This window comes from Nostoc sp. UIC 10890, assembly GCF_054786515.1.
Map to the genome: position 1 here is coordinate 7143725 of NZ_JBSGKF010000001.1, position 14696 is coordinate 7158420.

Consider the following 14696-nt stretch of genomic DNA (forward strand, 5'->3'; position numbering starts at 1 on the left):
CTATCCCAAGACCAATCGGAACTACTTTTTACTTTACTGCCTAAATATGACAAGGGATGTCATGAAGTCCAGCTTATGCTGCATAAAGATGGTTTAGAGTCATCGATTTCTTTAAGCCACCTCGCAGGATTTAAGGAGGTCAATTATGCAGCTATTGAAGAATAAAATTGCGCTCGTAGTAGGGGCAACACGCGGTGCAGGTCGTGGCATTGCTGTGGAACTTGGTGCAGCAGGAGCAACCGTTTATGTCACCGGACGCACCACTGTTACTGTGCGATCGGAATACAACCGCCCTGAAACAATCGAAGAAACGGCAAAATTGGTAAACCAGGCAGGTGGGAAAGGAATCGCTGTTCTAGTCGATCATTTAGACCCAAAACAAGTACAGGCGCTTGTTGCTCGTGTTGAGCAGGAGCAGGGTCGTCTGGATGTTCTGGTCAACGATATTGGTGCAGAATATCTGGCGGAGTTCAACAAGCCCGTGTGGGAACTTTCTTTGGAGCGAGGATTACGAATGCTAAGACTGGCAATCGACACCCACCTGATCGCTAGCCACTTTGCATTGCCGCTGTTGATCCAGAAACCCGGTGGATTGGTGGTCGAAATTACCGATGGTACTGCCGAATATAACGATAAAAATTATCGGCTCTCACTGTTCTATGACCTTGCTAAAACCTCGGTTATTCGCATGGCATGGGGATTGGCGCAAGAACTTAAACTGCATCAATGTACTGCCGTAGCGCTGACTCCGGGCTGGTTGCGCTCGGAACTCATGCTCGATCATTTTGGAGTGAGTGAAGCCAACTGGCAGGACGCAACGGCAAAGGAACCGCACTTCATCATTTCTGAAACGCCTCATTATGTTGGGCGTGCAGTTGCTTATCTAGCTGGTGATCCACAAGTGGTGCGCTGGAATGGCCAATCGCTTTCCAGTGGGCAACTAGCACAGGTTTATGGCTTTACCGATCTCGATGGCTCTCAACCCGATGCGTGGCGCTACATTCATGAAGTGCAGGAGGCGGGTAAACCTGCTGATGCGACCGGATATAGGTAATGTTCCAGTTACAACACTTCGTATTCTTTGGCAAGCTTCACATTCAATTAGTGTTTGTTCTAATTTCGCGCACTTAACCGCCCTCCCCGTGTAATACATGGAAAGTGTGGTTTGAATCTTTTTTATCACTGAAGTGCTTGCTGGTTTCATGCCTCTGCAATTCTCAGACTTTCCGGTGAATTATTAAGTTCGCCAACAGTATCCATTGCTACTCACGCCCCACCACCACTAACCTTACGTTTTGTCACAGCCAAACGCAGCGAGCGTTCAGCCTGATTGTTATCAGGAGGAACTTCGGGGTTTTCCAGGAAATACCACCATTGAGAGGCTTTATCCCGTAAAGAACGTAAAAGATTTGCTGCTGTAGCTCCTGCTAAATCAAGTTTCTTGGGCCAGCTTCTCGTGCCCGAAGGTGAAAAGCTGATTATCCTCAAAGCCCAACTGAGCGACAGCAGTTTATCGCTAGTTTATTAGGTGCGCTCAAACAAACAGGAGATAAACTTAGCCGCTACTTTAGTAGTTCAAGCAACCCACCCGATATTGCCTAGCTCTAAAATATCAAAGTGTACGAGTTTTTCTCAGTTAATATATTTCTTTATTCATACAGACCATCTTCAGGTTCCAAAGTTTTCCATCATCCCTATTTTGATGAGCGATATATAACTCTTCCGAGAAACTTTTCTTGGTTAATTCGAGCATATACTCGCAGACAAGCCTGTACCTCTCCTGGAATACCCCCAACCTTCAATGCCAAGTTAGAACCCGAAGATAAATTGTGAATATCAGCATATACTCCTGATAATTCTTGAATTCGCACATCATGACCTTCTTCTTTTGCTTTTTTAGATTTTCCAATAAGTATGCGTCGTGATTGTTTCTTAAATTCGCCCCACCATGAATCAGAATCAGCCGGTGGCACGAACACCAGAGAGTTTATTGCCTCATCCATGTTTATCCAAGCTTTTAAAACCATTAATGAATCTCCACTTTCCTCAGCTTTTAGTGTCCGCTGAAAGCGTTCCTTGAGAGCTTCAATATACTTCGTGCGCTGTTCAGGGTTTGAATCAAAAGACATGGTATCAAACTTATATACAGTTTCCAAAGCATGGTGCAAATCTCGTTCTCGATGAACAAAATATATACAAATAGATACTAGACAAGCTAGTAACTTCAGATCCTCAGACAAATCCTCATATCTATTTCCCTGTAAAACTTGCAAATCTAAGGATGCCTTTTCAGATAACGATAAGCCCTGAGCCTGGATGCTTCCTTTAAGCCCAGAGTAAATCTCTTCATTTTTTCTGAAGGGAAGTTGTAGATTCTCTGATATATCCTCTTCAGCTTGAGCTTCTTGAGCGAGTTTCAAAGCCCTTTGTCTCCAAGTGTTAGCTATTTCTTTTGGAAGCCGTAATATTTTATGTTGAATTTTTTCCCACAACTCTGAATCTTGCAGATTCTGAAGTTGGAAATTTCCTAAATATTTAATTAGGTCTTTGTCTTTTTCTGGATCAAAAGCATCCTGGAGAGAGCTTAATTTTAACTGTTCAGATTTGATGTGCTGAGTATCTTCCAAAGAAGAATGTTCTTTTGGGATTGCAAGTGTGTCCTGACTTTGGTTGGTGGCGTTATCAGAAGAAGATGGTTGCAAAAGATTTTGGAGTTCTTGCAGCACTTTATCGCATATATCAGTTCCAGGGTCTTGTGGAAATTGCTCCTGAGTCTTTTTTAAAGAAGCTTCTAGTCCGTGCAAGCTAGACCGTAAAAACTTAGCTATTTGAGAATTATCTATTACCAAAAGTTCACTTAGGTGCTGCATAAATATCACCTCCAGTTTGACGTTTGTGAAGAGGATGTTTTAAAACAAGGGGTTTAAGCCCCTTGTTGGGCGATATATAGCGGTTCTCGTTTACGTGAGGTACACCCCCCGTAGGGGCACAGCTACCGTGCCTCTACACCTGGTGATGTAATATTGTACGGATCTGAATGGGAACCGCTGTAATTCGTCACCACAAATATGTTCGCGTAGCGTCTCACAGAGAAATCTACCTGTGCGGACTAAGGAAAAATCAAAGGTTTTAAACCCGCGCAGGCGGGTTTTGTCTGTGTAGCCAAGCCACTGCGGTCTTGGGGTTTCCCCAAGTGGAACAAGTGGCGCGAGACTTCCAATTACCAAGGCTAGTATAAATGGATAATTTACAAACATCCTTTAATGTACACCGCAAAACGGGTCGCGCTCTTTATCAACTTCGTTAGGTTGCAAATACAATTCAGTGCGGCAAACCCATCCCTCTTCTTTGAGGCATTGTTCATCGCCTGATTCCCAATATGGAACTTCACCCACGTGTAATCGGAGAATACCTTTTTCATCGAGACTAACGCGATATTGACAAGGTAAATTTATAATTTCAGAAGGTTTGCTCAGTTCACCAATTCTAAGCCACTTTTTCTGATTTGTTTCGGTATTTATGTCATAGATATAAAATGTATGCTTGCCGCTTTCTGGAAATTCAGTAAAAGGTTTGCTAATTAAACCTTTTACTGGCGGTTGCTTGCTGTCGCTGCTATAGTGAAATTGTTTGAACTGAGTCTTATCATTGGCAGCTTCAAAAACTAAAGAAGAATCATTTGGCCGATCTACAGCGTTTGACTCTAACACATTGAAAGCAATATCTCCATGATTCAATTTTTCTGAAGAAAATAGTGCTGATATTTCTGTATTTGCGTTAGTTGCTGTTGTTACTTGTGTCACATCAATGGCATCACCATCACGATCATCGATTAAATAATGAGGTTCCTTTTGACAAAGTAGAATCTGGATATAGAGCGTAGAATCAATTTCAAACTGAATTTGAATTTTCTGCTGTAACGTTGCTTCGTTTATATTCAGTTTCTGCAATAGACTGTTACCATCGAAGCTACCCCAAAGTTGCAATTGCCCACCCTCATAGTCTTGACGGTAAATAATGTTGCTCAATTGTATGCCTTCCCACTTACTACGAACCTTTGCTACCTTATCATTGGGTGAGATTTGATAAAGCTCTTGTCCGGCTTGAAATATGTCTAAGAAATCAGAACTACCTTGGGTTTTACGTTTAAAGTTACAGGGCAGATAATAAAATAAGTTTTGAACATCAATACGCAGCTGATTGGAACCCTTACGCAGCAGTGGTTTAGCTTTTTCTGTTCCAAATTCAAATTGTCTCATTTTTTCAGCATAGCAAGCTCCAGCAGAGGTAGCTAGCTTAGTAAATTCTGGAGCAAAGGTAATACGCTCTGGATTCCAGATGAAGTAATCGGACTTGCTAAATTCTTGGTAGATTTCGCGTTGAACTATGTCGAGATTGCAAGTTTTACCAGACAAAATCAACCAATCAACTTTTTCTTTTTCTAGCTCCAAATTTTCTTGGTTATCATCTTGTGTTTCTGAATCAAAATTTTCTTGGTTATCATTTTTGTTATTCAGACGGCTTTCCATCAGTCCTTTCGCAATGCCAATTGCTTCTTTAATTACTGAAAATGCTGCCCGTTCAAATTGCTCACTGTTGAGGGTGACGGAAAACTTATTAAAGTTTTGTTCACTTGGGATGTAGTCAATTCCAGTTTGCTTTAGTAAGTCAGAAATTTTATCCTCAGAAAGAGTAAAGGTTTGTGGTGGCTTTTGTCCGAGTTTGAGTTTGGCAGCTTCAGCATGATCCCAAAGGGTATAAAAGGTTTGCAAGCGTTTGGTATCATCTTTCCAATGGGTAGATAACACCTTCTCTGCTGTATTTAAAGCATCTTTGTAAGCAGCAGATTCACGTTCTGGGTATTGTTTATCTATACATTCTAAAAGTGAGCGTTGCTTGTATTCATCTTTTTCGAGAAAGCGCTCGTCAAGATTGAGAATTAAATCCTTGAGTTTGTCATTTTGCAACTCGCCTGTTGTTATAGCTATCAGCAGACAGTCAACTATTGCCACCTTCAATAATCGAAAGATTCGCAGAGTAATTAATTCTCCGCCTAACTGTAAATGGCCGGAAGAACCTAACAGTTTAGGAGTAATTTGATAATATCGTCCCCCAAGACCTCGGTCGCTATTATTCGTAAATGAGGGAGTGATATCTTCTAAAGTCAGATCAATCAAGGCTAAGTCAGTTGTTCCGCCACCAATATCTAAAACGAGGACATTTTGTGACCATTTGTGACCTTTTCGGCGACAACGCGTTTTAAAAGACTCAATACCGATATTTAGATACCCACCAAATTCTCGCCAGAGAAAAAACATGACCACAGCCACGGCTTCGTCGTAGGCGGTTTGCACATTCTTAATTCCAAGCTCTTCTACAAGCTGCTTCACCTGGTTGCGAACAAGTGGTGGTGCTATCGTTGGGTAAGTTACTACCGCCATTTGGAACTCTCCTTTAGAAAAGCTACGACTTGGATGTTTGCGGTAGTTGTCGGTTAACTCGATTAAATGCCCCCAAGCAGCTTTGATTAACTCGCTGGCTGTAATATTTCCTTGTTTTCCATCTTCTAGAGTAACTGAAAATTCCCGTTCTTGACCGAAGTAGCGTTTGGGTGAGTGATGAAACCTGCTGATAATTTCTTCTGAGGAATTGCTTGTACTTTGAGATATCGCTTTGTTTTTGTTGTCCTTTGCGTCTGTACCCATCATCACCCCTAAAGGAGTCAGACTTGTAATTTCCAACTCGCTAAGAATTTCTACACTACGCGTGTCAATATCCAGAAGAACCGGAATGAGATTTTGGGATTCTAGGGTTGGTACACGGAACACTTCATGATATATCTTGTAAAGTTTTTTGCTGACGGCTCTACGAAACTGCTCACTTGTACCTAAACACAGTTCGATTTGACGAATAGCTTCTAAACATCGCTGTTGACTCTCACCTTGAAAAACTTCATGCAAGCGACTTGGTTCTATTTCCAAATTTTTGCTCATGTCAGCAATAAACTTTTCCCACTCGCTAGCATTGACACCTGGTAAAGCATCAGTTGTAGAGGAACGCAACCATGCTGCTAAACCATTGAGCAACCGCGTTTGTTGTTCTTTGGGTAGCAGTTCTGGAATTGGTACTTCAATTGGATCAAAAAGTGTCACAGTCGAATTAGAGGTACCAAAATCTATAGCTAACCAACCAGGATAATATGGTTTTTTCTGTCCATTGCTATTGCTTTGGTTTGGTTCGGAATTCATTGTATTTACCTTGGTTTGTGTAGATTGAGACAATGGTGTACTAGGTTGAGATGTGGATGTTGTTATTCTCGAAACCAATTCGGATAGTTTCGCCTCCAAATCAGAATCCATCGCAGCTATTTCTGATTGTGTCGATTGAGATAAGGGTGTATTGGGTTGAGGTTTGGATGTTGTTATTCTCGAATCCAATTCGGATAGTTTCGCCTCCAAATCAGAATCCATCGCAGCTATTTCTGGTTGTGTCGATTGAGATAAGGGTGTATTAGATTGAGGTTTGGATGTTGTTATTCTCGAATCCAATTCGGATAGTTTCGCCTCCAAGTCTAAATAAAGATGGCACTTTCTCTCAATATGTTTTGGTTCTGACAGTAGTGGATTGCCAGAAGTGTCAGTATCAAAATACTCAACTGTTACCTGCAAATTACAATTGACTGGTTTTATCAAAGGTTGATTGAGCGTACAAAAACCTTGTCCTAATCGTTTTGGATAATTAAGAGATTCTAGTGTTGCTGGTTCAAAGTCTTTGTAAGTTTTTTGAATCTTGTCTGCTAGTTCTTCTGGTGTTCCCTCAACCGAATGAGTGACTCGATGAATGTAAGGTATGTTGTTACCATTGGCAGCAAGTTCAATTACTGGCAGCATCAAAACAAAAGGGTTATTCTTTTGCATTTTTAGCTGGAAGTCAGATAAAACCCGAATTTCAACAGGCATTTCTATCTCCCTCACAGTCATAGTTTAAGCTTTAAGAGTTGAGAATTAAGAATTTGTGGTTGTTAATCACTAACGATTATGTATTTCCTAAATTAGAAATATGATGACTCGAAATTGAGGCTATTTGCGAGAGAATAGGCAAGACAGGATTAGCTTGATTTTCATTAGTTTCCTGTTTTTCACCTGCGATGTATCTTAGCAACGCCTCTTCTCTTAGCAGTGCATATAGTTCAGTATTCAAACTGTTTAGTATATCTAAAATCACTTGATCAACTTTCTTATTTATCTGGCTTACATACTCGATTATGTGTAGGCTGATGCTAGCAGTTATCTCATTCCGCAACCTTTGCACTAGAAGAGCTTGATTAGGAGCTTGGGAGTTAATGTGAATTTTTCTGTATTCTAATGCCCAATCAAAAATTTGACCATTCTCGTGTTTTTCGTCTTTACGCGCTAGGGGAAATACAGTTACTGTTTCAATAGATTTTTCTTCTTGAAATGCTCCTTCCATGCTCTCTAGTTTTGACCATTCTTCAGGGTTATAACCTCGATACAATAAAGAAAATATATAAGCCTGATCCTCGCCCAAATTTTCTTCTATTTCTATTTCCATTTCTTTACGAAGTGTTGCCTTTAATTGCTCAATTTCTGGATTTAATTGATTGGATAAATTTTTCAGCAAGTGGTTAACTGCCTTTTTAATGCAATCCTCAGCAAAAATCTTTAGTTCCTTAACAGTCTTTTCGAATACCTCATAAAAATCGTCGCTCTTTGTAGGTATGCTAACATTAGGCTTGTTTCTTCCACCAAGCGGATTGTTCGTTGCAGATGGGAGTATGATTATGCCATCTTGCACTCTGTTGAACAGCAAATTCCATTGCCTCCATTCGAGTATTTTATAAGTTACTTCATCTTTGATGACATCGCTAATAGCAAGTCCTCTTGCATCTTTGAGCGGTTGTTTTCCTAGATTATCTTTGAAGCTATTGTAGGTTGTATATATTTTATCAATAGCGTCGCGCAACTTTTTCAAGGCTGAACTTTCTTCTGAAGATATACCTAAGTCTGATAAAATCTCTTTCAGATGATTTTGTTGTTCATACAATTGCTTGGCAGTGCTGTCAGTGTCTTCATATAATTGCTTCAAACTGTGCTCGGCTACATGGCTTAGAATCAACTCCCGCAGTTTGCCGATACCACCCTCAACTGCAAAGTAACCAAGCTGTTTACCAAGAGAACTGTGTGGGTCTGTTGCTAAAAGTCTCTTGCTTAAATTTTCCCACTTGTCACGCATCCGCTTAGACTCTTGTAGAGAGCTATCATTTTGATCTCCCAATTTACCTAAAAACTCTTGAGAGCCTACTTTCACTGCACTGGAAAGTTTTGCTAAATCTGCCAAACTTATAAGTTGGTCTAACAAGACGATCCGATCTTTTTGACTGGTCAATGCTGAGGCTTGGTCAATGATCGTTTTGAGTCCGCTAAATTCTTGGAAAACAGTTGTTTCTGTTAAAGGATTCTTGGCAGGAGAATTAATTAATTGGTCAAGTTTTTGTTCGCGTTCTATGGAAAGCTGATTAAATCGACCCACTCCCACCAGGATAAAATCCTTGAGGTTTTGTTGTGGTCTTTTTTGCTGAATCATGTTGAAGATTTCATGGGCGCTATCGCTTCCGGGCCTACTCCCGTTAAGTAAGATGAGAATCGTCTGTACTTCGGCTAATTCTTGTAGTGACACAAAAGTATCTCTGACTCCCGATTCTGCTGCCCCCAATCCAGGAAAATCTAGCAAAATAAACTTTGCTGTATCTTGTGTTGTTCCCAGATTCCAAATCTCTTTGGATATTTTGACATTAATGTTTACGCGCCGGATCAGTGAAAAGCTGTTTTGCAATAACTCTGATGAGGGTCGCTTTTTATTCACAGCTTGCTTGGCAAATGAAGGTATATCTTCAAATTTAAGTTCTTGATTTACAGGCAACATACTGGTTAGCTTTAAACCATCACGAGCTGTAGTGTGACTTATTTTGAGACTTTCACCTTTTTCACCACACAAATCTGCTCCATAGTTAACATAAGCACGAATAAAAACGATCAACTCTCGCAGCAGAGAACGTAGTTTTGGGTTTTTAGTTTGATTCCATGCTAACTCACACCATTTTTTGTAACTATTTAGGGTATCCTCATTCAATGTTTTTGAGGTCGCTTGAGGGAAAGGAGGAAGTTCTGATGCTTTTGCCCGTTGCTTTGCTTGGTCTAACATAAAGTCGAGGCATTGTTGAACTTCTGGCTCAGAAAGATACTCAACGATAAAGTCATCAAATTCTGTGGTTTTGAAGCCTTCTTGTTGATGTAAGTGAATGGCTGTGACGTTGCCTGTTGTAGGAATTTCACTGATTGGTAAGGCATCAGCGTAGCCAATTAGACTACCAATTAGTAGGGTTTTACCACTACTGAATTCTCCCATAATGGCGATTTTCACAGGGGAAGATGCTAGTTCTACGGTTTTGTTAGCAGCATCTTCGAGACTTTTGAGGCAGTCTTTAAGTTGGCGGTTGTCTAGAATTTCATTTGCTGAGGACTGGTATGGTTGCAGCGATTTTAGTCCGCGGAGTACATCCTCGCCATATTCTTTGTGTTTGTGCAGTTTTTCTAACATTGGGAATTCGATAATTTTCGGCTTTTCTGGCTGAACTGACGCTGATGAATCTGGGTTTTTTTTCTGAGTACCTGGCTGTTTGGATTGAGAAGTCTGTGGGCTTGTTGATGGAGTGGTGTTGTCAGTTCTTTGAGGTGTCACAGTTTTGAGTTCAGTACGTCTTATAGCTGCAATCCCATCCAATCTTTTCTCAATGTCTTCTCCAGGCTGTACTTGGGAAATTATTATCTGACCAGATGCTACTTTTAAATCAGGATCTCGTTGAGATAGGATTTTGACCTCATTCAATACCTTTTGAATGAGCTGTGTCATCTCATTTTTATCATTTTTAATTTTATCGATGATATCATTTCTATTTTTTAATGTTTCTTCGATTTTTGCTATAATTTCCGCATCTTGGATTGGAATTTCTTCTCCCAAACCAGGTTCTTCCGGTGTAGGATTTAGTATTTGTTGACTTAACTTTTCTAACCCAATGGAGATTAATCCTTTAAGTACATCGCTTGCTATCTCTGGTAATAAGGGTACTAATATTTCTAACATATTACAAATATCCTATGTTGTTTAGTTGCAAACTTTATGGAATTGAAAAGAAATAACAGTTAAGTTGTGTGAAAACTATGCTGTACTCTTGTTTAAATACTTTGCATTTAAAATAATAAATCTATTCAAGTCATTCTGAAAATATGTTTATACTTAGTATAATGTTTTAAATAAAAAAATAATAAATTCAGATATAAATTGAGTTAATTGTAAGTATATAAAAGCGAATATTATGTATATGTTTAAACATTATTAGCCAATATCAAGTATGCTATGCGCTGGAGTTTATTAGGCATTAAAGTTTGATTTTTTTTACTGGATAGGCGATCAATCAACGACCTATCTCTTAGAGGACGTTTGAAAAGTATTAGGCGCATAAAATTTGCTATTACACAAAGGAAGTCCACCGAGATGGAATAATAAAAAATAAACGGCTTTTAACCCACGGAGGTGGGTTTTTCCTGTGTAGCCGCGGCTTCTAGTCGCCAACGCAAGTAATATAAATAAATAAGACTTTTAAAACACCTCTGAGACGATTGCCAACAGTATGAAGCAACCAGATTTCATTTTTTATACTGGTGTTCAATTAATATGGTGTGTAAGTCCCACATATTCAAGCAAAATTGTTTATTGACAAAAAAAGGATATTCTAGTGTGTCACTAATGAAAACTACGGATTATTACTTTTTTTATTTCAAACAAAGTTTGTAGTAGCTGTTAATTTCCAATTTAGAGCATTTAAGATTACTTGTCTATATAGTAAAGTTCCGGTAAAGTTCCAGTAAAATTACATATATGGTAGAGTTTACATAAAACTCGCCTAGTAAAGTATGAACTTTGAGGAAGCGTTGGAAGTTGCTAATGAAGCAGTATTCGTGAACGCGGGAAGATGGCTGACTCAAGTAGAAATTGCTATTCTAAAAGGCTCTTGGGAGGATCTGACCTACGAGCAAATTGCTGCGGCATCTGGTTACTCCGTGGCTTATGTCAAGCGACATGTCGGTCCAGAACTCTGGAAACTGCTTACTCAAGTATTGGGCGAGAAAGTCAGTAAGAAAAACTTTCACTCTGCTCTAGAGCGCCGATGGCGCAGATATTTGAAGTTAGGTGGAATGGGGGAAACTCTGGATAATTCTTTGCAAAGTCCTCAATTCCAAATTCCAAATCACGCAGACTGGGGAGAAGCAATTGATGTCTCAGTATTCTACGGGCGCATAGCAGAACTGAAGACACTAAAACAGTGGATAATCAAAGAGCGTTGCCGATTGGTAGCGGTGTTAGGAATGGGGGGAATTGGGAAAACCTCTCTGGCTGCTAAACTAGCTCAACAAGTTCAAGGGCAGTTTGAGTACTTGATCTGGCGATCGCTCTACAATGCTCCACCACTTTTCGAGCTTTTGGCTAACTTAATTCAATTTTTTTCCCACTCCCAAGTTTTAGAAACTGATTTATCAAACAGCGTAGACGGCAGAATCTCGCAACTTATTGATTACTTGCGTTCTTCACGCTGTCTGATTATCCTCGATAATGCTGAGACTATTCTTCAAAGTGGCGCGATCGCTGGTAGCTATCGAGAAGGCTATCAGGAATACGCTCAACTTATCAGACGGTTAGGAGAAGTTGCCCATAACAGTTGCCTTTTGCTAACTTCTCGCGAAAAACCAAAAGACATAGCCTTACTTGAAGGACAAGCACTATCTGTTCACTCATTGCAACTGAGTAGTTTAGATGTAGTGGATGGGCAAAAAATCTTTGCCCTCAAGGGATTGCTTGGTTCTGAATCAGAATTGAGAGCAGTCGTTAAGCGCTATGCAGGTAACGCCTTAGCCTTAAAAATAGTGGCGACGACAATTCAAGATGTTTTTAATGCTAATATTTCTGAATTTATCAAACAGGATACGGCTATTTTCGGTAACATCCGCGAACTTTTAGAGCAACAGTTTTCGCGGTTATCAAATTTAGAAAAAAATATAATGTACTGGCTGGCAATTAATCGTGAGCCAGTTTCACTATCAGAGTTGCAAGCTGATATTATCTCACCCATACAAGCTCGAAAATTACCAGAAACTCTGGAATCTTTGCTCAGGCGATCCCTAATCGAGAAGGCTACGCCTACACTTGTTGAAAAACAATCTGGACTTTTTACTTTGCAACCTGTAGTTATGGAATACATAACTGATGAATTAGTACAACATATTTGGGAAGAAATTACTACTTTTAATCTTGATTTATTCAGACATCATGCTTTGATCAAGGCGACAGCAAAAGACTATATTAGAGAAATTCAACTTCGATTGATTATTCAACCTATTATATATGGGCTGAACGCTATTTTTGCGAATAAAAAAAAGCTGCAAAATCAACTAACCGAAATTTTATTAAAGGTGCGTAACAAATTCAATCATGAACAAAGTTATGCAGCGGGAAACGTCCTGAATCTGCTTTGTTCTCTGAAGATAGATTTGAGCAATTATGATTTTTCATATCTCACAGTTCGGCAAGCAGATCTACGTAATGTGAATTTGCACAATGTAAATTTTACTCACACGAATTTAGCTCAATCTGTATTTGCAGAAACTTTCGGTGGTGTTTTGTCATTAGCATTTAGCCCCAATCAAAAACTTTTAGCTATTGGGGATATGAATAGTGAGATTCGGTTGTACCAAGTTGGTGATTGTAAACAGCTAAACATCTTTAGAGGTCATACTGATTGGGTATCAGCAATTGCCTTTAATCATGATAATAGTATTCTTGCTAGTGGCAGTGAAGACCAAACAATCAAACTTTGGAATATCACAACTGGTCAATGCCTCAATACCTTGCAAGGACATGAACAAGGTATCTGGTCACTTGTCTTTAGTTCAGATGGAAAAATATTGGTCAGTGGCAGTGATGACAAGACTGTAAAAATATGGAATGTCTCTAATGGTCAGTGCTTGAAAACTTTGCAAGGACATCAAAATATGGTGAGAGGAGTCGTTTTGAGTCCTGACGACAAAGTGTTAGCTAGTGGTAGCGTGGACAAAACACTGAAACTGTGGGATGTTAGCACTGGTCAATGCCTGAGAATCTTGCAAGAACATGATGAAGGCATTTGGTCAGTTGCCATCAGTCCAAATGGGTGCATACTTGCTAGTGCTAGTGGCGATAAAACAGTAAAGTTATGGGATATTAAAACTGGTAAATGTCTGATGACCTTGCAGGGGCACTCTGGTTGGGTAATTTCAGTTGCATTCAGTCGAGATAGTCAAATCCTAGCAAGTGGTAGTTGGGATCAGACAGTCAAACTATGGAATGTCAGTAGCGGTGAGTGTCGAAAAACTTTGCTAGGACATAATAGTATGATCCGAGCAGTTGCATTCAGTCGAGATAGTCAAATCCTAGCAAGTGGCAGTAATGACCAAACTTTGAAACTGTGGGAAGTTGCTACTGGTCAATGTTTAAAAACTATGCAGGGATATGGTAGTCAAATTTGGTCAATTGCCCTAAGTCCTGATGGCCAAATGCTGGCTAGTAGTAGTAATAAAACGGTGAAATTGTGGGACATGAACACTGGTGAATGCTTCATAACATTCATCGGACATAGCAATGAGATCAGGTCAGTGGCATGGAGTCCTGATGGTTGTACTGTAGCAAGTGGCAGTGAAGACAAGACGATCAAGATATGGGATATCAAGACTGGTCAATGCTGTCAAACTTTGTCAGGACACTCGAATTGGATTTGGGCAATTGCCTTTAGCCCTGATGGTCTAACTTTGGCTAGTGGCGGTCATGACCATACAGTGAAGATATGGGATATCCATGACGGTAAATGCTTGAGAACCTTACATGAAGAAAACCACGGAGTTTTATCACTGGTCTTCAGCCCTGACGGTCTAACTTTGGCTAGTGGTGGTCATGATCATACAGTGAAGATATGGGATATCCATGACGGTAAATGCCTGAAAACTTTGCCAGGACATACAGGTTGGGTGTGGTCAATCGCCTTTAGCCCGGACGGACAAATCCTCAGTAGTGGTAGTGGAGATCATACAATGAAGATATGGGATATCCATGACGGTAAATGCCTGAAAACTTTTCCAGGACATACAGGGTGGGTGCGATCGCTCGCCTTTCATCCAGATGGAAAAATTCTGAGTAGCGGTAGTATGGATAAAACAGTGAAGTTATGGGATGTCAAAACTGGTCAATGCCTCAAAACTTTACAGCAGGCAACTCAAGCAGTTTTATCAGTTACCTTTAGTCCTGAAGGGCATACTCTAATCAGTAGCAGTGAAGATGAGACGCTGAAGATTTGGAATATCTTGACAGGTGAATGTATAAGAACTTTCCGAAGTAAAAGACTTTACGAGGGTATGAAGATCGCCGGAGTTACTGGATTAACTGAGGCGACGTTTAGCACTCTTAAAACTCTAGGGGCGATTGAAACTGAACTGCACATCAGCAAAAATGGGCGAGTATAAAAGGTTAAAGGGGAAAGGGGAAAGGGGAAAGGGGAAAGGGGAAAGGGGAAAGGGGAAAGGGGAAAGGGGTGA

Annotated in this window: 5 protein-coding genes and 1 pseudogene; 2 read left to right on the forward strand and 4 right to left on the reverse strand. The window is 40.1% G+C overall.

Annotated features, from left to right (window positions below; translation table 11 throughout):
- The first annotated feature begins 145 nt into the window (after positions 1-145).
- A complete protein-coding gene (locus ACWATR_RS29700; protein WP_460339949.1) occupies positions 146-1054 on the forward strand; it encodes an SDR family oxidoreductase in 909 nt (302 codons plus the stop codon).
- A 221-nt stretch (positions 1055-1275) separates the two neighbouring features.
- Here the strand turns inward: ACWATR_RS29700 and ACWATR_RS29705 are convergent.
- The 4 genes and pseudogenes from ACWATR_RS29705 to ACWATR_RS29720 all read right to left on the reverse strand — a co-directional run.
- A pseudogene (locus ACWATR_RS29705) lies at positions 1276-1437 on the reverse strand (IS66 family transposase); the annotation flags it as partial.
- Between the two features lie 257 nt (positions 1438-1694).
- Positions 1695-2870, reverse strand: a complete 1176-nt coding sequence (locus tag ACWATR_RS29710) for a hypothetical protein (RefSeq protein ID WP_460339952.1) — start codon at positions 2868-2870, stop codon at positions 1695-1697.
- 390 nt (positions 2871-3260) lie between these two features.
- Positions 3261-6959 (reverse strand): molecular chaperone, encoded by a 3699-nt coding sequence (locus tag ACWATR_RS29715; RefSeq protein ID WP_460339955.1) that lies wholly within the window; start codon positions 6957-6959, stop codon positions 3261-3263.
- Between the two features lie 76 nt (positions 6960-7035).
- Positions 7036-10161 carry a dynamin family protein gene (locus ACWATR_RS29720; RefSeq protein ID WP_460339958.1) on the reverse strand — a complete coding sequence of 1042 codons (3126 nt, stop codon included), beginning with the start codon at positions 10159-10161 and terminating at the stop codon, positions 7036-7038.
- 830 nt (positions 10162-10991) lie between these two features.
- On the opposite strand from ACWATR_RS29720, the gene ACWATR_RS29725 reads away from it, so the two are divergent.
- Positions 10992-14624, forward strand: coding sequence for a WD40 repeat domain-containing protein (locus tag ACWATR_RS29725; RefSeq protein WP_460339961.1), 3633 nt, complete (start codon positions 10992-10994; stop codon positions 14622-14624).
- The last annotated feature ends 72 nt before the right edge of the window (positions 14625-14696 follow it).

Bases quoted from the DNA above. Each gene is read 5' to 3' on its own strand.
- ACWATR_RS29700 (WP_460339949.1), top strand. From the start codon at position 146: ATGCAGCTATTGAAGAATAAAATTGCGCTCGTAGTAGGGGCAACACGC.
- ACWATR_RS29710 (WP_460339952.1), bottom strand. From the start codon at position 2,870: ATGCAGCACCTAAGTGAACTTTTGGTAATAGATAATTCTCAAATAGCT.
- ACWATR_RS29715 (WP_460339955.1), bottom strand. From the start codon at position 6,959: ATGCCTGTTGAAATTCGGGTTTTATCTGACTTCCAGCTAAAAATGCAA.
- ACWATR_RS29720 (WP_460339958.1), bottom strand. From the start codon at position 10,161: ATGTTAGAAATATTAGTACCCTTATTACCAGAGATAGCAAGCGATGTA.
- ACWATR_RS29725 (WP_460339961.1), top strand. From the start codon at position 10,992: ATGAACTTTGAGGAAGCGTTGGAAGTTGCTAATGAAGCAGTATTCGTG.